Source organism: Candidatus Magnetaquiglobus chichijimensis (genome assembly GCF_045865675.1).
Lineage (GTDB): Bacteria > Pseudomonadota > Magnetococcia > Magnetococcales > Magnetaquicoccaceae > Magnetaquiglobus > Magnetaquiglobus chichijimensis.
In genome coordinates this window covers 1,573,875-1,595,616 of sequence record NZ_BAAFGK010000004.1, presented here as the reverse complement: position 1 = coordinate 1,595,616, position 21,742 = coordinate 1,573,875, and the positions used below count along the sequence as shown (strand labels likewise).

General features: G+C 58.4%; 12 protein-coding genes. 5 read left to right on the top strand and 7 right to left on the bottom strand.

Annotated features, from left to right (window positions below; all coding sequences use genetic code 11):
* Positions 1–77 precede the first annotated feature (77 nt).
* The 4 genes from ACOY6C_RS11010 to ACOY6C_RS10995 all read right to left on the bottom strand — a co-directional run bounded on the left by ACOY6C_RS11010 (position 78) and on the right by ACOY6C_RS10995 (position 7,489).
* On the bottom strand, positions 78–2,114 hold the full coding sequence (locus tag ACOY6C_RS11010) for a PAS domain S-box protein (RefSeq protein ID WP_420905526.1): 2,037 nt from the start codon (positions 2,112–2,114) through the stop codon (positions 78–80).
* Positions 2,111–4,375 carry a CHASE domain-containing protein gene (locus ACOY6C_RS11005; protein WP_420905525.1) on the bottom strand — a complete coding sequence of 755 codons (2,265 nt, stop codon included), beginning with the start codon at positions 4,373–4,375 and terminating at the stop codon, positions 2,111–2,113. Before ACOY6C_RS11005 ends, ACOY6C_RS11010 begins: the two co-directional genes overlap by 4 nt.
* Before the next feature lie 146 nt (positions 4,376–4,521).
* Positions 4,522–5,157: a response regulator gene (locus ACOY6C_RS11000; RefSeq protein WP_420905524.1), complete on the bottom strand. Its 636-nt coding sequence runs from the start codon at positions 5,155–5,157 to the stop codon at positions 4,522–4,524.
* Between the two features lie 37 nt (positions 5,158–5,194).
* Positions 5,195–7,489 carry a PAS domain S-box protein gene (locus tag ACOY6C_RS10995; RefSeq protein ID WP_420905523.1) on the bottom strand — a complete coding sequence of 765 codons (2,295 nt, stop codon included), beginning with the start codon at positions 7,487–7,489 and terminating at the stop codon, positions 5,195–5,197.
* Positions 7,490–8,069: 580 nt separating this feature from the next.
* On the opposite strand from ACOY6C_RS10995, the gene ACOY6C_RS10990 reads away from it, so the two are divergent.
* The 4 genes from ACOY6C_RS10990 to ACOY6C_RS10975 all read left to right on the top strand — a co-directional run bounded on the left by ACOY6C_RS10990 (position 8,070) and on the right by ACOY6C_RS10975 (position 14,526).
* Positions 8,070–9,884, top strand: coding sequence for an ArnT family glycosyltransferase (locus tag ACOY6C_RS10990; protein ID WP_420905522.1), 1,815 nt, complete (start codon positions 8,070–8,072; stop codon positions 9,882–9,884).
* A gap of 293 nt (positions 9,885–10,177) precedes the next feature.
* Complete coding sequence (locus ACOY6C_RS10985) at positions 10,178–11,215, top strand: class I SAM-dependent methyltransferase (RefSeq protein WP_420905521.1); 1,038 nt, start codon at positions 10,178–10,180, stop codon at positions 11,213–11,215.
* Positions 11,216–11,398: 183 nt separating this feature from the next.
* Positions 11,399–13,375: an asparagine synthase (glutamine-hydrolyzing) gene (gene asnB / locus ACOY6C_RS10980; protein ID WP_420905520.1), complete on the top strand. Its 1,977-nt coding sequence runs from the start codon at positions 11,399–11,401 to the stop codon at positions 13,373–13,375.
* Positions 13,372–14,526 carry a glycosyltransferase family 4 protein gene (locus tag ACOY6C_RS10975; RefSeq protein ID WP_420905519.1) on the top strand — a complete coding sequence of 385 codons (1,155 nt, stop codon included), beginning with the start codon at positions 13,372–13,374 and terminating at the stop codon, positions 14,524–14,526. The genes asnB and ACOY6C_RS10975 overlap by 4 nt, the downstream gene beginning before the upstream one ends.
* Positions 14,527–14,769: 243 nt before the next feature.
* On the opposite strand, the gene ACOY6C_RS10970 is transcribed toward ACOY6C_RS10975, so the two are convergent.
* The 3 genes from ACOY6C_RS10970 to ACOY6C_RS10960 all read right to left on the bottom strand — a co-directional run bounded on the left by ACOY6C_RS10970 (position 14,770) and on the right by ACOY6C_RS10960 (position 20,457).
* Positions 14,770–18,642 (bottom strand): PAS domain-containing hybrid sensor histidine kinase/response regulator, encoded by a 3,873-nt coding sequence (locus tag ACOY6C_RS10970; RefSeq protein WP_420905518.1) that lies wholly within the window; start codon positions 18,640–18,642, stop codon positions 14,770–14,772.
* A 75-nt stretch (positions 18,643–18,717) separates the two neighbouring features.
* Positions 18,718–19,146 (bottom strand): type 2 periplasmic-binding domain-containing protein, encoded by a 429-nt coding sequence (locus ACOY6C_RS10965; protein ID WP_420905517.1) that lies wholly within the window; start codon positions 19,144–19,146, stop codon positions 18,718–18,720.
* A gap of 3 nt (positions 19,147–19,149) precedes the next feature.
* A complete protein-coding gene (locus tag ACOY6C_RS10960; RefSeq protein ID WP_420905516.1) occupies positions 19,150–20,457 on the bottom strand; it encodes a hypothetical protein in 1,308 nt (435 codons plus the stop codon).
* Between the two features lie 674 nt (positions 20,458–21,131).
* Between ACOY6C_RS10960 and ACOY6C_RS10955 the strand changes: the two genes are divergently transcribed.
* On the top strand, positions 21,132–21,695 hold the full coding sequence (locus ACOY6C_RS10955; protein ID WP_420905515.1) for a Tll0287-like domain-containing protein: 564 nt from the start codon (positions 21,132–21,134) through the stop codon (positions 21,693–21,695).
* The last annotated feature ends 47 nt before the right edge of the window (positions 21,696–21,742 follow it).

Below are 21,742 nucleotides of genomic sequence, written 5' to 3'. Positions count from 1 at the left end.
TGTTCTCCCGCATGACTGGAAAACAGGAACGACCATCCCTGGCAATCCCGAATATCGGCGTTGCTGATCACGCCTGATCAGCGTAGCAGTGGTATTTCCATTTGAATGGTTATGCCACATCCTGGTGCGCTTTGACAAGAGATGGTTCCTCCCAGACTCTGGGTGGCCAGGTTGTAGACGATGTGCATCCCGAGACCGCTGCCGCCCAGATCGCGTCGGGTGGTGAAGAAAGGCTCGAAAATGCGGTTGCTGACCTCCTCCGTCATCCCTTTTCCATTGTCACGGTAGATGAAAATCAGTCGATCGCCTTCGACCTGAAACTCCATGGTGATCTGACCGGCCTGATCGGGATCGAAGGCGTGAATTCTGGAGTTGTTGATCAGGTTGAGGATGATTTGGGAAAAGGCGCCCGGATGGCTGCGAATCTCCAGGTCATCCGGACAGACGACGGCCACCAGCAACTGGGTATGGCGGAGTTCGTGATGCAGGGTCAGGACGGACGATTCCACATAGGCGCGCAGTTTGAAGGTGCGCAGTTTGTCGCTCGATTGATCCACGGCCACGGACTTGAAGCTGCGTACCAGGTCGGCGGCCCGTTCCAGGTTGAAACGAATCAACCCGGCCAACCGGGAGGTCGAGGCGATATACCCTTCCAACTCCTCCTCGGAAATCCCCTCGTTGCGCAACAAGGCGTTGAATGCCCGGGTTCGCTCCTCCAGTTCGGATGCCGCCGTGACGCCGATGCCGACCGGGGTGTTGATTTCATGGGCCACACCGGCCACCATGCTGCCCAGTCCGGCCATTTTCTCCGATTGGACCAGTTCCGCATACAACCGCTTCTCTTCGGATATGTCGGCGATCATGCCCAGGAAAGCGGGTTTTCCCCGCAACACGATGCGGTTGACAGCCAGACGGATCGGAAAAAACGAGCCATCCTTGCGGATGGCTTCGGATTCGAAGGCCTTCATCCCTCTTTTTTCGGATGAGAAAGGGCTCCGGATCCCTTGCGAATAGAAGTGACGCATCCCCTGCGCAATCAATGCGGAGGCCTTTTGGCCGATGGCCTCGTTTCGGGAGTAGCCGAACAAATTTTCGGCCTCGAGATTGAAAGTCAGGATATGTTCGTCGTTATCCGTGACGACGATCCCGAAAGGGGCGTACTCGATGATGGTTTTTTCCAGATGCACCATCTCTTCGAGCAGTCGTTTTTCATGCGTCATGTCGATGATGATGGCGATGAAGAAACAATCCTCCAGGCCGTGAATGCGGTTGATGGCCAAACGCACCGGAAAAACCGAGCCATCCCGACGCATCCCTTCCGCCTCGAAGGGCATCCTCAGAATATGCACATGGTGCGTATCGATGCAGCATTGCATGATGTTTTTCGAAGAGTTTTGCAGGGGCAAGGGCACGAGATCGATGATGCTCTTCCCCCTGATCTCCTCCTTGTCGTATCCGAACAACTGCTCCGCAGCGGAATTGAAGATCCGGATGGCGCCATTCTGGTTGACCGTGATGATGCCGCACGGCGTGTTTTCGATCACCATGCGTTTCATCTCTTCGCTGATTCGCACCTGCTGTTCGGTTTTCAGCCGTTTCAGCGCTCCAGCCACGATGGTCGAGGCGGTTTCGAGAAACTGGACGCACTCCGGATCCATGGGCGCACGATGGCGGAGATAGAGAACGATGACCCCCGCCACTTTGCCATCGACCAGGATGGGTACATTGAAATGTCCATGAGGGTGCATGCCGGAAAAACGGATCTCGTGCCGTTCATCGACCTCGGAGGCGAACTGAATTTGTCCGGTGAGCGCCGCCTGTCCGCACAGGCAGTGTCCCAACGGCACCACGGCGCACTGGGTCAACAGCTCGTCGGCCAGGTTGCGATGGGCCACCAGGACCAGGGCCTGCTTCTGTTCGTCCATGAGGAAAACAGCCCCTTTGTCCTGGGCTCCCAGAAAGGTCAGGTGCGGAAAAAGCTCCAACACCTCCTTGAGCAACTGATCGGCATGGGTCGCCGCCAGGGAGTGTTTAAGGAAGGCGTTGATGGCATGCTGCACCTCGATCTCCTTGCGGAGTCGTTCGAGTTGACTGGCTTGATCATCCCTTGTCATGTGCCGCTCCTGTTCGTTGTCCGGATCGGATCCTTTCCAATGGAGAGGTGTTGCGTTTTCCGGCCCTGATCCAGGGGAATTTGAATCCGGAAATGGGTTCCCTGTCCGGGGACGCTGTGGCAGTCAATGGTCCCGCCCAGGGTCTGTGTCACCAGATTGTAGACAATGTGCATCCCGAGGCCGGTTCCGCCGTGCTGACGATTCGTGGTGAAGAACGGATCGAAAATCCGCTTCACCACCGCATCGCTCATGCCGGCTCCATCATCGCTGTAACTGAAATGCAGCGAGGCCCCGACCTCCTTGAACGTGATGGTGATGCGGCCTTCCGCGGGCGGTGTGTAACCGTGAATGCGGGAGTTGTTGACCAGGTTGATGACGATTTGCGAAAAGGCTCCGGGCTGGCTGAGAATCTCCAGCGTTTCCGGACAGTCGATGTCGATTTCGAGTCGGGTCGTGCGCAGTTCGGGATGCAGCGTCTTGATCGCGGATTCGATGCAATCCCGGATCTTGAACGGACGCATCTCTTCGCAGGATTGGTCCACGGCCACGGACTTGAAGCTGCGTATCAGATCCGCGGCCCGCTCCAGATTGACCCGGATCAGCTCCGCCATCCGTCCGGAAGCCAGGATGAACGTTTCAAGTTCCTCTTCCGAGATCCCTTCCTGTCGCAGGGTGAGCGCAAAGGCGCGGATCCGGTCTTCGAGATCGGAGGAGGCGGTGATGCCGATGCCCACGGGGGTATTGATCTCGTGGGCCACCCCGGCCACCATGTTGCCCAAGGCGGCCATCTTTTCCGATTGAATCAACTCCGTGAGCAGACGTTTTTCCTCGGTGATGTCGATGATGACGGCCAGAAAGGTGAGAGACTCCTTCATCTGGATCCGGTTGACCGCCAGACGCACCGGAAAGGTGGACCCGTTCTGATGCAGAGCTTCGGTTTCGAACGGCGGAAGTCCGAGAATACGTCGCTCTCCGGTTTCCAGATGACGACGGAATCCCGTCTCATGGGCATCCTTGAAAGCTGGAGGAACCAGGTCGGTCACGCATTGCTCCAGAATCAACGGACGGGCATGCCCGAACATGCGTTCGGCCTCGAGGTTGAACTCCTGGATCCTTCCCTGTCGGTCGGCCACGATGATGCCGAAAGGGGCCTGTTCGATGATGATGCGTTTCTGCTCCTCGCCGTTTCTCAAGGCGGTTTCCAGTTCGAGCCGTTCCGTTTCGTTGCGCAGCAAGCGCCTCAAGAAGAGCAGGGAGAGGATTGTCAAGGAGAATCCAATCAGGGGAATGATGATCCATCCCCTGGAGAACACATGCGCATCGTATTGGATGTCATGGTGATGCAAGGCCGTATAAAGCCATTTCCGGTTGGCGACCGTCAGTGTTCTGTCCAGATGCAGGGCGTCGGTGGACGGTGGATGGTTTGGTGCGTCGTCTGGAGAGGCCAGCCGGGTCAGGTGACGGTAGAGAAGAACCGGTTTACCGGAGTCGGAGATGTCATGCAGCCAGAAGGTGATGCCGCGCGGCGACAGGCCGGCGATGGCGGATTCGATCAAGTCCCGGAAGCAGATCACGCCAACGGCGAATCCCGACAGATGGTGACGACGCTCCTCGACGGTTTCGACGGTTGTTCCGTTTGCGTAAATGGGATGGATGATATGCACGACGTACTGGTTGATCTTTTCCAGGATCGGCATGATCTGCGGGGTGACGATCGTCACTCCGGAGTCCCTGGCCAACTCGAACGAGGCCAGGCGCACGGGATCCGAGGCGACATCGAAACCGAACGCCTTGTCGTGGGCGGAAAATGGTTCCACATAGTCGATGACAATGGCCTCGTCGCGCAGGGCAGCCGGCACCATCGTTCCTGTGTTCGATTGCTCCGTAATCCGGAAGCCAGGGAATTTCCGCGCGGTTTCCGTCTCGAAGGCTTGCCGTTGCGCCGCGAGCACCCTTCGATTCCAGGTGAGTGAATGAAGCCCCTTCAGGCGTTTCAGGATGGGCTGGACATAGGTCGCGAATTCGTCACGATCGACCTGTTGGGAGGCGGCGAACAAACCGCTCAGATCTTCTGAGACCCCCAAATAGCGACCGAGGCGGTTGTTGATCGCCTCGAACCGTTCGCTTGCCCCTTTTTCGAACTCTTTTCGATGGATTTGTGCTTGAAGATGACCGGTCAGATAGCCTCCGGCCAGGGAGAGCAGGGTACCGCCCAAGGCGACCACGAACATGAGCAACCGAAGGGATCGTCTTTTGTCCATGCAAGGGCCATCGAAACGATTGAAGGTGATGCCGATTGATGAACATGCTGTCGGCAGACGGTGATTCAACCCGAAAGGTTACCGTAACTTGCCTGATGGGGTGAGGGATGCCACGGGGGATCACGAGAGATCCCCCGCCATGAACGTTACCGCGTGTCATCCACCAGGTTCAGCCAATTGACTCCCGAATCTTCCATGAAGGGTACATCGAGGATGGTTTGGGTCTGTTGGAGTTGGAATTTTTCCTCTTCGACGCGGTGCAACAGGTTGGCTAACTCTTTTCGTTCATCGCGCTGATTTTTGCGTTGTTCGTACTCCAGCAACCCTTTTTGCACCAGGGCGATCAACTCGTCCGTGGCGCAGGGCTTGCGGATGTAGACATCGGCGCCGACTTCCAACCCTTCCGGCAATCCGCCATCGCGTCCGGTCAGCATGATGATGTAAGTGTTATCTTGACCGTCCATGCTGCGAATCGCCTTGCAGGCAGTGATTCCGTCCATGACCGGCATCATGACATCCAACACGATCACCCCGATGGGATCTTCGGAGGATTGCAGGATATCGAGCGCCATTTTTCCGTTTTCAGCCTCCAGAATCGATTCTGGATCGAATATGCGGCCCAGCAGGCGTACCAACGGACGGCGAATCTCCACCGCGTTGTCATCGACGATCAAGATTTTGAACATGAGTGTATCCCTGTGGATAAGAGGGATGGAAAACCCTGAATTTCTTTGTTTTGCATGACAAGGATAGCATGGCGTGTAACGCTTGTAAACGGTCACATGATTTACTGATTTTCTGGTAATATTCTTTTGGATGTCATGATTCTTTCAACAGGTCGGGAATGTGGATGCGTATGCAAACCCCTTGACCCGGTTGACTCTGGCAGGAGATGGTGCCCCCCAGGGTCTGGGTGACCAGGTTGTAGACGGTATGCATCCCGAGACCACGGCTGCCTTGATCACGGCGTGTGGTGAAGAAAGGATCGAACATCCGATGACAGGTCTCTTCGGTCATGCCGCGCCCATCATCCCGGTAGATGAAACGGAGTTCATCTTCCTGACGTTCGAATGCCATCTGGATGTGCCCGCTCGCTCCAGGGGCAAAACCGTGGAGAAGGGAGTTGCTGAGCAGGTTGATGACGATCTGGGTGAATGCGCCGGGATCGTTGCGAATCTCTAGCGAATCGTCGCACAGGATCTCGATCGACAGTCCGGTGCTCTCGAATTCGTGCTGCAAGGTCTGAACCGAGACTTCCACCGAGGCTCTCGGACGGAACGTGCGCAGGCGTTCGCTGGATTGATCCGTGATCACGGACTTGAAGTTCTGCACCAGTTCGGCGGTGCGTCCCAGACTGAGTTGCACCAGCTCGACCAACCGTTTCGTGGAATCGATGTGGCTTAGCAACTCCTCCTCGCTGATCCCTTCGGATTGCAACAGCGTCTCAAAATCCGCGGTGCGATCCTGCAATTCGGAGATCGCGGTTATGCCGATGCCGACCGGCGTATTGAGTTCGTGTGCCACGCCAGCCACCATCCCACCCAGCCCCGCCATTTTTTCGGAACGGATCAGATCCTCTTGCAGGATCTTTTCTTCCGTCATGTCCACGATCATCCCCACCAGGGCTGCCCGTCCGTCCAGTTGCATCCGATTGACCGCGATGCGCATCGGAAACCGGATACCGTCACAGCGCAGCGCATCGGATTCGAAGGCAAGCGTCTCTTGCGTCATTTGATCACCCGATGCCGGATGCAACAGGGTTTCGAATCGCGTTGCGTAGCGTTTGCGCAGATCCTCCGGGATCAACATACTGATGGATTGGCCGAGGATCTCGTGAGCGGCATGGCCAAACATGCGTGTCGCCTCGGGATTGAATACCCGCATGATGCCATGATCATCGGTCACGACGATTCCGAAGGGTGCCCGGTCGATGATTTCGTTGCGTTCCTCTTTCAGTCGCTCCTCTTCGGTGATGTCGCGGATCAGCGCCGCCGTACCCACGGGGGCGCCTTCCTCCCGGAAGGTCGAGGCATAAAAATGCAGAATCCTGCCCTTGTAGGAGCGCGTAAAAGAGCGGCCATCCTCTTCGTGCTCCAGACAGTTCCGGATGAAGTCGGGATCATCCACCAGTTGGTCGAACCCCTCCGTTTCGATCTGTTCGCTGGACTTCTGCAACAGGCGTTCGGTGGAGGGGTTGATCAGGATGATCTCACCTTGGGCATCGGTGATCACAATCCCTTCGCGGGTGCTGTGGAGGATGGTATGCAGCTTGTTGCGTTCCTGGTGCATGAAGGCGTGACTGACGCTTAAACGACGCGCGGCATTTCTGGCCTCCTGCCTGGAGCTTTCGAGACGGTGTTGAATCTTGATCAGGGAGCGCTCTTTTTTGGTCAGGGCATCCAGCATCCGGTTGAAACCGGTTGCCAACTGTCCCAACTCATCCGGACGCGCATCCGGTGCGCGCAGGTTGCGCCGTCCTTTGCGCGTGGCTTCGGCCACCTTCAAGAGTTGATACAATTCCGTTGTCATGTCGTGAGCCATCCACCGGGCAAACAGGGCGCCGATCAGAATGGCCGCGAAGGTACAGATCCAGCCGTTGCGGACGACTCTCTGCCATTCGTCCTGGTTGACTTGCCGATCGAGGATGATGCGCGCCCAACCGATCATCCGCTTCTGGTCCAGGATCGGCGTGGCGACATCGACCTTGAGCGGATTCGACAGCAACACCACCGGTTGATGGGGTTCTTGTCGCAGTTTTTGTCGGACCGCATCCTCCACCAGCGTGCCGATCCGTTGCGGATCCTCGTGTCCAATCACCTCTCCCTGGGGAGAAAGCAGCATGATGCTTTGCACATCACGATCGGTCGCCAGGGTGTGCAGCATCTCCGCGACGCCGATCCTGTCGTTGGCAATCAGCTTGGAACGGCTGCTGACAGCCAACAGACGGCTCAGATTCACGGCGTGCCGTTCGCTTTGTCGTTCGAGGAACTCTTTTTGCGACACAACGAGATCGAAAATGAACAAACCGATCAGGACCGTGTATACCGAGGCCGCGCCCAGTGTCCATTGGCGACGCAGGGAGGCGGTCAGAAACCGGCGGATGCGCGCGAACACGGCTGACCCGAGATTGGTCACACGATCGGACCGGGGCCGGTCGGACTGGTTTTTACCGGGCACGGGTGTCATCGTGGTCCGCCTTGAACCGGTTGATGATTCTTGAAAATTGAGAATTTCGTCCTGTGGTCGGATGCCCTCGAATGCTCCTGCCCCCCTTTTTTCTGCCCATCGCATCCTTCCTCTTTGTGTTAAGGATTCAGGATACCTGCATTTGTAGAGAGGAATCTTCCAGACGCTTCTGCTTTTTTCGACGGTAAAAAACGACACATGCCAAACTGGGCGCGGTTTGGTCATGGGGTGCGGCATCATGCCCGATCTTCTGTCGGCGTGACGATCAGTATGGAGATTATCGCAATTCAATGGTATGCTCAAGCCTCCGGAATCCAAATTGAGCCAATTTCTTTTCGGATCAGAAAAATATTATTTTTTATAATTTTTTGATCCGGTAGTCGCGGGTGATGGCAGGTGCAAATCCATTGCCTGGTGGTACAATCCGGACTTGGAAACGTGCGTTCTTTGTTTTGACCTGCGAGAGGTTGGTTGAATTGTGCAATCATATCAGGTTTATTGGAGGATTATGAATACCTGGTCTTCCTTTGTCCATGCGGATCGAACGCAGAAGATCGTCGGTCTGGCGTTTTTCTTGACAATATTCAGTATTTTTTTGTTGCGCTTCCTGCGGATTTCGGAGATTGGGGTCGGCGGGAGTGATGAGTTCTTGTACTGGCACTTTGCCATGCGATGGAGTGATGGTCGCTATGGTCTGGAGATTCTGGAAATCGATCAGCCAAGGCTCTATCGCCCTGTTTCGTTCTATTTTTTCTCATGGGCATTGAGGGTGTTTGAGAGTAAGGACTATGCAATCAAGATTTTCAATATCTTGATTGATGCCTGTAACGCATACTTGATTCTTCTTGTTTGTCGTCGATTGTCCAATCAGTGGGTCGGATGGTTGGCATCTGTGTTGTATGTTTGTATTCCCATTCTGATCACTTATTCCAGAATCGAATTTCTGCATACGTTATCAATATTTTTTCTGTTGATGGCGTTTTATTTTCTGATTCGGTTTCTGGAAGTTGCCACGAGAGTCAGACTGTTTTATCTGTTGATGGCAGGTGTGGCGCTTGCCGAAGGCAGTCATGTCCATCCCAGTGTGCTGTTAAATGCCCCCGGATTTCTTGCTGTAATCGTGCTCGATGGGCTGTTGATCAGACAGGGCTGGAAAGCGCAAGCCAAAAAAATGGCCGTCGCCTCGGGTACGTTGATGGCCGGTATCCTGGGTGTTTATTTGATCTTGCTGACCATGATCGGGATGCATCAGCATCCGAGTGTCGCTGCTGGACAAGACCGATCGACTGTGACCACCACCATGACGCAGATAAACAGAGCGCAGTTCACGTTTGATCTTCATGAGATCAAATCAAGACTTAAACTGGTTTCCGTGCCTGTCGCATTCGTCAGGAACAACATGATGCTGTCGGATGGGCTTGTCAAAGCGCTGTTTGTGCTGTTTGGAGCGGGCATGTTTTTGTTGTTGCTGCGTCTTTTGGGTGTTTCCGTGCCCCCTGACTGGGGAGGGGAGCTGAAGGTGCATGCCCCTTGGATGGTCATGCTGTGTTTTGCTGTTGTTTTTTCTTTGTTTTTTCCGACCAGTATCCATCAGATGCGCGATCATCTGCAACTGTTGCCGCTCTTTGTCATCAGCGTGTCGGTTACCCTTTATGCGATTTCCGCGCGTTGGATCACGCCTGTTGGATCGGTTTTACTGCTGGCTTTTTTTGTTGGTTTGTTTGCATGGCATGCGGTTCCTGGGGTGGTCAAGAAAATTGTTGCGCAAAACGTGTCAATACAGCGTCAATTATACAACAAAATCGGATCCCTGGTGGATGCGAACAATCGCATCGTCTTTCTTGAAGATCCCGCGGATCGTACCCGTCCCTGGAGTATTCGTCCTTATTTCGGAGAGCATGCGATTTATTATAATGACTGCGAACAACCTCTGGATCGGTTTGTCACCCAACAATCGATCCGGTTCCTGGTGGTTCCCAACCCACCTTTACATTATACACAAAACAGCAAGATCCATGGCCGGTCTGCCGGGAAGGTCAGCCCGGTTCCTGAATGGACAAAATCATGCTATATTCGGGAACTGGATGTCGAAAAGATGAAGAGCCCCATGGTTTCCGAAAGCGGTTGGTGGCATCACCGGGTTTTGAACGCAGCTCTGGTCGAACAGGTGCTCCAGAAGCAGGCGGGTGAGATTGTCTTTCAGACGCCTTCGATGATCGTTCTCATGCTTTTTGGTCAGGATGCCGTGGACCGGGGGCGAGCCTTGGCAGAAGTGTGTATCGATCCTCAGACCCGGTGCCAGGCCGGAAAGCCGCTTGATTGAAAGCCTTGCCACGGTTTCCGGGAAACGGTGCGTTGAAAAAAACGCTGCGTGAAGCCGGATGTCCACCAGGCGTCTCCTTGGGACGACTCCGTGCGGAGGTCAGAGGACCAGGCTATTATACGGTCTGGCATGGAATCGGACGCTGGGCGCAACGCGGAAGGATGGTTTCGAGCCATCCATCCGGGCGGTGCAACGCCGGTTGGGAGGTGAGGGGGCTCCATCATCGCGGATCCGGCGGACGCGGGCAAGCGACTGATGCACCCGGTTGATCCGTCTTGCAACGTTGGAGGGATATGATTTCTTCTTATTATTCGGACAAACTGGACAGTCTGAAGGATATTTTTGCCACGGATCATGTGGGGATATCCGAAGAAGGGCTGATGGTGGACGGGCGCCTTTATCCCATTGTCGGGGATGTCATTGTGTTGCTCTCTCCCGAGGAGTACCCGCCATTCCTGAGGGGAGACCGCAATCTGGACAGTGCGCGAAGCGCCGGATCCGAAACGATGGACAGGGAGATCCAGTTCACCTTTGGCGAGGAATGGAAGACCTTCAATCGGGTGTTGCCGGAACACCGGGTGGAGTTTGATCGGTATTTCGATCTTGTCAATCTGGCAACCTTGAAGAACAGTCGGGTGTGCGATCTTGGCTGCGGTATCGGTCGCTGGAATTACTGGCTCGCGGATCGGTGTCGTGAACTGGTGCTGGTGGACTTTTCGGATGCCATTTTTGTCGCGCGCGAGAATTTGCGAACCAAGCCACAGGTGATCTATTTCCTCGGCGATTTGACACGCCTCCCGTTTCGGGAGGGATTTGCCGATTTTCTGTTCTGCCTGGGCGTCCTTCATCACCTGCCAGACGATGCACTGGAAATGACCAAAAAATTGGGCGCTTATGCATCGCGTTTGCTGATCTACCTGTACTACGCGCTGGACAATCGTCCTTTCTATTTTCGGTGGTTGTTGAACGGAGTGACGGTCATGCGGCGGATCCTGCACACCCTTCATCACCCCCTGGCGCGTTCGTTCCTGACCTGGCTGCTGACGCTCACCCTCTACCTGCCTCTGGTGGGGTTGGGACATCTGCTCGAACGCTTTCAACGGGGCAAGCTGGTGCCTTTGTATGAGGGGTATGCCAACAAATCCATATTGCGTATTCGCCAGGATGTGTACGACCGATTTTTCACCAGCATTGAGCAACGGGTCACCCGTGCGCAGATCCTGGCTCTTCAAAGCCATTTCGACACGATTACCATTTCAGACAACATGCCATATTGGCATTTTCTCTGCGAATCCGCAGCGCGGAGCGATCATGAGGGGACCCGGAGTTGACCTCCAGAGAGGGCATGAACATCCATTGGAGCTGAAAAGAGCCCAAGGAAAGACCGGGCGACAGCGTATTCTTCATGCACTGTTTCCGGTGCTTCATGATACACGAAACCTTGCGATGGGCTGATCCGTGGCATCGGCCTGACGCGCGGAGTAGAGAGGCTGCTGAATGGCAGATGATGCACGATGTGTGGAATCGCTGGTTTTTTGGAACCTGCAACCGGCAGGCAGGCAGAGGATGCGCGGACAATCATCCTTGGGATGATGGATGCCATCGTCCATCGGGGTCCGGACGATGCCGGGATCTGGCATGATCCGGTCACCGGTATCACCCTGGGACATCGACGGCTGTCCATTGTCGATCTGTCGCCAGCCGGGCGCCAGCCGATGGAATCGCCCAGTGGTCGCTTTCTGATCGTATTCAACGGTGAGATTTATAATCATCGGGAGTTGCGGCGCAAACTCGCCGACACGGGGGGGGAACCGGTCTGGCGCGGCCATTCCGATACCGAAACCCTGGTCGCCTGTTTCGATGTCTGGGGAATCGAGGAGACGATACGGCATGCCGTGGGGATGTTTGCCTTCGGCGTTTGGGACCGACACGACAGACGGTTGATTCTGGGGCGGGATCGACTGGGGGAGAAGCCGCTTTATTATGGATGCCAGCATGGTGTTTTCCTGTTCGGGTCGCAACTGAAAGCGTTGCAGGGCCATCCGGCCTTTGTGGGAGAGATCGATCGCGGGGCCATTGCCTTGCTGTTGCGATACAACAACGTTCCCGCTCCTGCTTCGATTTACCAGGATATTCACAAACTTCCGCCAGGATGTCTGTTGACGGTCGCCTGGGATGCGTTTGGCGCCAATGGCGTGGAGGCGGTTCCCAAAGCCTACTGGCGGCTTGCGGATGTGGTCGAACAGGGCATGAACGACCCTGTTCCGACCCGCGATCCCGAGGGGGTGATTGACCAGCTGGATCGGCTGCTTGGTGATGCCGTGGCGCGGCAGATGAGTGCGGATGTTCCGTTGGGGGCCTTTCTGTCGGGAGGAATCGACTCTTCCACGGTGGTGGCGCTGATGCAATCCCGTTCCGGTTGCCCGGTGCGAACGTTCAGCATTGGTTTCGACGAGGCCGGATACAACGAGGCCGACCATGCCAGAGCCGTGGCCCGTCATCTGGGTACCGAGCATACCGATCTTTATGTCACGCCGGAGATGGCCCTGGAGGTGATTCCGCGTCTGCCGGATCTGTACGACGAACCGTTTGCGGACTCCTCGCAAATTCCGACCTTTCTTCTGGCCCGGTTGACCCGTCGTCATGTGACCGTATCGCTATCCGGGGATGGAGGGGATGAGCTTTTCGGGGGGTATAACCGCTATCGTGTCGCGCCATCGCTCTGGAACCTGTTTGGAAAGTGGCCCATGCCGATGCGGCGTGCGCTGGCGTCCGTGTTGCAATCCGTGCCCCCATCCGTGTGCGATGGATGGATGAACCGGATCGGCGGATGGTTGCCACGCGAGACCCGGTTCGCGCAACCGGCGGACAAAATTTTCAAGCTTTCCAGAATCCTGTCCGCCGCCACGCCTGCGGAGGTCTATCTTGGATTGGTTTCTCATTGGCACGCCGCGCATCTGGTTGTCGGCGCGCGTGAGGATCCGTCGATCTCCTGGTGTCGTTCGGATGGTGTGATGGAGCCATCCGGTTTCGTCCAGAAGATGATGGCCTGGGATCTGGCAGGCTATCTGCCGGATGACATCCTGGTGAAACTGGATCGGGCGGCCATGGGGGTCTCGCTGGAGACCCGCGTCCCCTTTCTGGATCATCGCGTGGTAGAGTTTGCCTGGAGAATCCCGGTGTCGATGAAGATCAACCAGGGACAAGGCAAATGGATCTTGCGTCAGGTGTTGCGCCGATACCTCCCGGACACGCTGATCGAACGTCCGAAGATGGGATTCGGGGTGCCGATCGATTCCTGGTTGCGAGGGCCGATGCGGGATTGGGCCGAATCGTTGCTCGATCCCGCCCGTTTACGCCACGAGGGATATCTGGAACCTGGTCCCATTCGACAAAAATGGCGCGAGCATCTGGAAGGCAAACGCAACTGGCAGCATCAACTCTGGATTGTTCTGATGTTTCAATCCTGGTTGGAAAGGAATCGCCATTGAACCGCAAGATTCTTTTCGTGATCAACATCGATTGGTTCTTTTTGTCGCATCGTCTGCCGATTGCCTTGAAGGCGCTTGAACAGGGCTATCAAGTGCATGTTGCCACGGGCATTTCCGACAAGATGGCGGAATTGCAGGCGCATGGCTTGATCGTTCATCCGTTGCCGGTGACGCGCAGCCATGTGGGCATTGGGGAGATTGTGGGACTGCTGATCCGCTTGTGGAAGCTCTTCAGGGAGATCCAGCCGGATGTGGTCCATCTGATCACCCTCAAGCTGGTGGTGTTCGGGGGCGTGGTGGCACGTTTGGCGGGGGTGCCGGTTCTGGTGTCGGCTCTCCCAGGGTTGGGATTCGTCTTCATCTCGCGGGGGATCTGGCCGGCCATTCGGCGCAAGGTGATCGGCGTGCTGTTCCGGGTGGCGCTGGGACATGCGCATGGCATGGTGATCTGCCAGAATCGCGACGACCTGGAAATGGTCTCCCGGTTGGCGCGCCTGCCTGCCGGGCGCCTCACCCTGATTCCTGGCTCTGGCGTTGCGTTGGATCAATTCGTGGACACGCCATTGCCCACGGGACGTCCCGTGGTGTTGCTGGCGGCCCGCATGCTGATCGACAAGGGGGTGCGAGAGTTCGTGACGGCTGCCAGGGCGTTCCACGTTCGGACGAACGGTCAGGGAACGGAATCGCCCCGATTCGTGCTGGTGGGCGCGCCCGATCCAGGCAATCCCGCGAGCCTGACCCGGCAGGAGCTGGAAACGTGGGCTCGGGAGGGGGTGGTGGAGATCTGGGGAAAGCGTCGGGATATGTCGAAGGTGTTGGCTGACGCGACGATCGTGGTGCTTCCCTCCTACCGTGAAGGTCTGCCCAAGGTTTTGTGCGAGGCGGCGGCTTGCGGACGTCCGGTGGTGACCACGGATGTCCCGGGCTGTCGCGATGCGGTTCGATCCGGTGTGACCGGATTGCTGGTGCCGGCGCGTGATTCAGGGGCCCTGGCCGAGGCCATCGGACGTCTGCTCGCGGACCCGATCCTGTGCGCGCGGATGGGGCGGGCAGGTCGTCGCTGGGCGGAGGAGGTTTTTGATGTGCATCAGGTGGTCGCTGCCCATCTGAACATCTACGAGAGGTTGCAGAACGACGTGGGGTCGCCCTGATGCCGCGTTGAGTTCCGGGAGAGGTTGCAGAACGACGTGGGGTCGCCCTGATGCCGCGTTGAGTTCCGGGAGAGGTTGCAGAACGACGTGGGATCGCCCTGATGCCGCGTTGAGTTCCGGGAGAGGTTGCAGAACGACGTCGGGTCGTCCTGATGCCGCGTTGAGTTCCGGTTGGATGCGGGGGGGACGGGATGCGTCCGCTGCGGCTCTGGTCGGGGGTGCCGCCCAGGGCAACCCTTCGGGTCACGCGGGGTCGGCGTGGACGAGGATTTGGATGCTCGCTTCCAGCAGGGTGTGCAGGCTTTCCAAACGGGCGTGGGCACGGGTCGGATCCGCGAGGGTCTGGGGATCGTCGGCCAGTTCGGCGCTCTCGGCCAGCCGTTCCCAGCCGATCAGGCGCGCGCTGCCCTTGAGTTTGTGCAGGCTCTCGTGGGCTGCGTGGGCATCCCCCGCATCCAGATGCCGGCGCGCCTCGGCCAACAGGCCGCGCGCATCCGCGCAAGCCTCCTCCTTCCACGCCACCAACCCTTCGGGGGAGATGGCCGAGCCGATCAGCCGGAACTGTTTCGGATCCAACAGGGCAGGGCGGTGTGGTTCCTGTTTGGTCGGCTCCCGAGGGGGTCGATGGGAAGCGTGGACGGATGATGCCTCCGACGCCTCGGCGCCAAGGAGGGGTGCCGCGCTCCCGCCATCCTCTGGATTCCGCTCCGGCGCGGCATCATCCGCGCTCCGGTCTCGGGCAAGACGTTGCAGCACCTCCCGCAAGCGGGACGGCACCACCGGCTTGGTCACCACATCCCCCATGCCGGCCTCAAGGCAGGCATCGATGTTCTCCTGACGGGCATCGGCGGTGCAACCGATGATCGGGATGCGTCCCACCGCCCCATCCAGGGCGCGAATCCGTCGCGTGGTCGCGCACCCGTCCAGGCCGGGCATGTGCACATCCATCAGCACCAGATCGAACGGTTCCACCTCCAGGCGCTCCAACCCCTCGGCCCCGCCCGCCGCCTCGCTCACCCGACAGCCGACCTGTTCGAGCAGCCGGGCCGTGATTGCCCGGTTGAGCTGGTGGTCCTCGATCAGCAACACCCGTGGCGCGCCGATCTGCTCGGGCAGCGACTCCTCTTCCTCTTCCTCCAGCGGGGGCGCGGTGAGCGGGAAGGGCAGGGTGATCCAGAACCGGGCGCCTCCCTCCCGCAGACTCTCGCCGCCGATCACGCCACCCAACAACCCGGTCAACCGGTGGGCGATGGAGAGCCCCAGTCCCGCACCTTCGAAGGTGCGACTCGGCGTGCTGTCCACCTGGGTGAAGGGTTCGAACATCCGTTCCGCGAACCCTTCGGGAAAACCGGGACCCGTATCCCGTACCTCCAGCGTGACCAGGGCGATGGCTTCGGATTGTGTTCTGGCGCGGCAATCCAGGGTGATCTCGCCCTGCTGAGTGAACTTGAGGGCATTGTCCAACAGGTTGTTGAGCACTTGCGCCAGACGCTCTCCATCGGTGATCACCCACTCCGGGAGGTTTTCCAGACCCGCGCTCCGCAGTTCCAGACCCTTGGCCCTGGCCTGGGTGGCATACCGTCGCGCGATCCCATCCACCAGGGCCTGCAACGGACAGGGACTCTTCATCGGGGTCAAGGCATTGGCCTCGATCTTGGAAAGATCCAGGATGTTGCGGATGATCCCCAGCAGACTCTCGCCACTGGCGATCATGGTCTGCACGTAACTGAGCTGCACCGCATCCAACCCGGTGTCCCGCAACAGATGTCCCAACCCCATGATGGTGTGCATGGGGGTGCGGATTTCGTGACTCATCACCGCCAGAAAATCGCTCTTGGCGCGATTGGCCGTCTCTGCCGCCTCCTTGGCCGCCCGCAAGGCGACCTCCATCTGTTTGCGCTCCGTGATGTCGCGAAACACCGCCTGCCGCACCAGCCGTCCGGCCAGACGATGCACCGTGGCATTCGCATCCACCGGCACGATCCGTCCATCCCTGGACTGCAAGGCCAACTCCAGGCTCTGACCCGCCTCGATGGTGAACCACTCCCGGCGTGGTTCGTAGAACGCCTCCACCTCGGCCTGCATCGCCACGGGATGCAACCGGGCGGGTGGCGTGCCGCGCAGTTCCTCCAGGGAACGTCCCACCCATCGGCACGCCGTGTCATTGGCGCTGACGATGGTATCCGTGATCAGATCCGTGAGCACGATGGCATCCGGCGCGGATTCGAACAGAATCCGATAACGGGTCTCGCTATCCCGCAACGCCGATTCGGCCCACTTGCGATCGGTGATATCCTGGATCTGCGACACGAAATGGACCGGTTTGCCATCCTTGTCGCGCAGCAAGGAGGTGCTCAACAGGATCCAGAGCGTTTGTCCGTCCTTGTGGAGATAGCGTTTTTCCATCTGAAAGGTGTTTCGCTTTCCGTCCAGGGTTGCCCGGAGCAGTTTCAGATCCAGCTCCAGGTCTTCCGGATGGGTGATCTCCTGGAAATTCATGCCCAACAGTTCGGACTCGTCGTAACCGACGATCGTGCACAACGCCCGGTTGACCTTGAGAAAGAAGCCGTTCGTGGACACCAGGGCCATGCCGTGGGCTGCGGTTTCGAAGGCGCTGCGAAACCGTTTCTCGCTGAGTGCCAGATGCTCCTCGGCCTGTTTGCGCGCGGTGATGTCGTGCAACGAGATCACCGCCCCCAGTTGTTCCCCCTGCACATCGCGCATCGCCTGCGCGGTCACGATCAGCGCGCGGCGCATGTCGCCATTCCGGGAGACCAGCACCAACTCTTCGTTCAGCACCGGCTCATCACGCAAGGCGCGGGTCAGGGGTGCCCGGTCCGGAGGCAACGGCGTCACCCCGTCGGACAACCGGAACAGTCCATCCTCCACCCACGGCTCTCCGGTCGGCGCATCGCTCTCCATGGACATGAAGGCGCGATAGGCCGGATTGCACACGGTCATCCGGCCTTGACTGTCGCAGGCCGCCACCCCATCCTGGATGTTCTCCAACACCGTGGCCAGAAAGAGTTTTTGTTGCGCCAGATCCTCCCGTGCGATCTTTTCCGGCGTGATGTCCTCCACCACCGCGATGTGATGTTCCGGCGTCTCGTCGCCGTTCCAGGTGGGCGACACCGTCAGCCGGACCCACACCGTGGCCCCGCTTTTGTGAAAATAGCGTTTTTCCATGGTGAAGCTGCGGATCATGCCGTCGATCAGCAACCGCATGTTGGCCAGATCTGCCGCCAGATCATCCGGGTGGGTGATATCCTGAAACCCTCGATCCAGCATCTCCTCCACCGTATAGCCGAGCATCTCGGCATAGCGGTGGTTGAGTCGCGTGAACCGGCCTGACTCGGAGTGGATCAGCGCCACCCCGACTGCGGCCTGCTCGAAGATGGTGCGAAACAGTTTTTCACTGTGCTCCAGATCCGCGCGCAACCGGCCTTCGCGTCGGATCCCTTCATCCGCCCGTTCCAGGATGCGGTTCATCCACTGGGCGAGCAGACCGATCTCGTCGGCCTCATGTCCCTTTTCCACCGGAAGACGCATCCCCGTCCCCGGCAGGATCTCCCGCATCTTTTCGGCGAGCCGGATCACCGGTTTGCCCAGATATTGACGGATCAGCCAGGCCAGGATCAGGGTGGCCAGGAGATTCTGACCCATGGAGAGCAGGGCTTGAATCAGCGAGGTGCGAACCGCGATCGCATCGGTCTCCTCGGCGTTGACCACCAGGATCAGCGAGCCGATCACATCCTGGCCATTCACCGGAGAGTGGAGCGGAAAGGGGCTGCCGTGGGAAAAATCGACCCCGAAGCGTCGGCTTTGTTCCACGCGGAAGCCATCGATGCCGTCGATGCGCACTCCCACGAACAGGGAGTGGGCCATCAGGCCATCCACCACATCCCGGGCGATCGGTTCGTTGCGGGCGTAAACCCCGACTTCGGCCTGGGATTTGACGGTGAGGAACAGACGTTCCTGAAACCGTTCCCCTGCCGCGATTTCGTTTGTGTAGGTGAAGGAGTAGGAGACAAGGCTTACCACCAGGGAGAAGAGCAGCATGCTCAGGCCGATGATCGTGGCCAGTTTACGATTCAGACTCCGCGAAGGGGTGATCATCGGCGTGATCCTTTACCGTGGAACGCTCGTCAGGGAACTTCGCGGGCGGTGGGGAGGGGAGTCCCGCATTGAAAGTTACTCGCGCAGATCCAACAGTACCCTCACCGACTCATCCACCAATCCGGCCTCCACATAACCGATGGCCTCCGGGTTGTTGGCGACCGTCTGCAGGACGCCCTGACCATCGGTCATGAAGGTCGGCGGGTTGACCCGTCCGCTGAAGGTCAGGCGGGCCCAGTAGGTGTTGACCTGATTCAGGGACATGCCGTTGATCATGCGGAAGAAGATTTCGCGAGTCCGGCTGTCGCGCGCCTGCTCGACGATCATGGCGCGACGTCCATCGGGAAAGGTGGCGCCGCGACCGAGAAACAGATCGGAGAGTTGCGGTCGGGTCAAGGTCGCCAGCCTGTTCGAGGGGTGGACCACGACCACGAGATTTTCCGCCAGCGCCGCTTCGGGAACGAAGGCCAGCATTGGAATCAGGAGTATGAGGGCCGTTTTCATGCTTTAGAACACGAAATCCAGAGCCATGGAGAACGACTGAACCGACAGGGGCTGGGAGCGGTCCAGAAGGTTTCCGGGGCGCAGCAGATAACCATTCGGATGGATCCGGGTGGCATCCCACTGCCACTTCAGGGCTGCCCAGGGGGTCACGTCGTATCGCAACCCCAGGGAGTAGGTCTCCTGATCCATGCGACTGGAGTTGATCGCTATGATGGCGGCCTGTTGCAGGCCGTTGAGGCCATCGGCCACGCCGGCGGGCAGTCCGTCGCCCCAGTTGAAGGTCGCGGCATGGGCCGGATGATGGGGACGAATGGCGCTGACCAGCGTGTATGGGGTCCAGTCTCCCAGGCGTCGGGCCACCGCCAGGTAGCCCATGTCATGGTTGGTGGACATGTCGATGGAGGCGGAAACCCGGCCTATTTCGGCCTGAACCAGCCAATCCTTGTTGTCGAAGACCACCCCGAGCGTGGAGAGGGTGATGCTCGATCCGGCGAAGCCCATGTCGCGTCGGTATTGGGCGGCCTGGGCTTCGACCGCCGGCAGACCGGATCCTGCCAACCCGTCGAGACCGTCGTGGAGCAGGGTCAACGGTTTGGCCTCGTGGTTGAGGTGGAGCTGGGAGTGGCCGATCTTGACCTGCCAGGGCCCTTTTTCGTAGGTCAGCGTGGCCACGAACAACCGATCCAGATCGAGATGATAGAGATCGTCATCCATGGGGACGCCAATGCCCAGGGAGCGTCCGCCCTGGAGTTTGACGCGCCATCGTGCGTCGTTGACGAGCACGGCATGGGAGAGATCCGCCCCGTCGAGTGAGAACAGGGGGATCCAGCCGTGGAACTCCACCGGAGGACGAATCCAGGGGTAACCGTACCCCATGTGGCGTTGTTCGGAGATCAGGAACAGATCGTATCCCACCCGACCCAGGCGCAGCTGCGTTTCTGGAAACGGGTTCCAGGCCAACAGGGCCCAATCGACGTAGTAGCCGAAATCACGACTGATCTGATCGCGTAGCACCCCCTGCGACATCAGCGACAGCTCTGGGGAGAGGCGCATGCTGGCCTGGATCCCCAAGCGCGAATCCCGCAGCCAGGCGTCGTTGTTGAACCAGGATTGATCCTCGGGCAGGGAGTCTTTCGGACGTTGGTTGATGTCGCGGGTGAAGGCGGATCGGGCATGGTCGTCGTGGATCCACCCCAGCGTCCCATAACCATGGATGCTCGGCGGCTGGAGTTCCAGGGCCATGGCGTGGGTGGGATGGAGCCAGGCCAGGATGGATCCGACCAGGGCGATGACCAGGCTGAAGCGGGTCATCGGCAACCATGGGGATCGGATCGTTGCGTGTCGGGTCGGGTAGCGCATGGCAAGGTCCGGATTCTGCGTCAGGCGTGCCAGGATGTTGGATACCAGGAAATCATGCGTTTTCTCTATTCATGAGCCGATGATGGATGACAAGCGCGTTTTGTTCGTGGTGTTGCTGGCCGGAGAGGCCGTTTTTGGGGGCATGATCCGGCTTGTGTGCCTCGCCCTCTCACCCCTTCATGAAGATGACCGTGGAACTCCCGAAGGGATGTCCACGGTGAGGGGGGATCCCCCCATCATGCAAGTCTTTAGTACGTCGGCGCGCGCGTGACATGGGTGAAGATAATACGCCACGTTTTACAAGTTTGTATACCTTCTTTTTTACTGTGAAACTCCCGAAGGGAGGTCCAAGGTCGGGGTGAGGGGGTTCTCCCCCCATCATGCAAGTTACCGTGGCACGCCCGAAGTGAGATTCGCGGTCGGGGGGCGAGGGGGCTCCCCCCATCATGAAAGTTATTCTTTCCAAAACCGACGGATATCGGGTTGACGATTCGGTCGTCCCGTCACTTGACAAGCCTGAATCCTTCACATAGACAATGATCCAGTTGAGAAAAGAACAGAGGGTCCGATGGTTTGCCTCTGTCCGGTCCTGGTCTCCCATTATCTTTACATTCGAGGGAAAAATTATGAAAAAACAGATCCTGCTCGCAGCCTTGCTGATCGCTCCCTGGACAGGTGCGCAGGCGTTCGCCGAGGGCGATGCCATGCTCGACGAGGCCCGCAAGGTGGCGATGCTGTTGCCGCCGAAATTGATGGCCACCTTGCAGGATGAGATCGGCAAAACCGGTTTTCAGGGGGCGATCCCGGTGTGCAAGGAGTCGGCGCCCAAGATCGCAGGCGCGGTCTCCCAGGAGACCGGCTGGAAGATCAGACGGGTCAGCCTGAAAACCCGCAACGAGACGCGCGCCACCCCGGATGCCTGGGAGAAGGCGGTCCTCGAGGAGTTCGACAAGCGGGCCGCCGCGGGCGAACCGCCGGCCAAACTCGAGAAGGGGGAGAAGATCGGCAACGAATACCGCTATGCCAAGGCCCTGCCGGTGCAGTCGCTCTGCCTGGGGTGCCACGGCAAGGATGAGGTGACTCCGGCGGTCAAGGAGGTGTTGAGCAAGACCTATCCCAACGACCATGCCATCGGTTATGTGGAGGGTCAGATTCGCGGCGCCATCAGCATTCGCAAGGCCGTGCCCTGATCGATGACCCGCTCACCATGCGGGACCACCGGGAGCTTCGCGCTCCT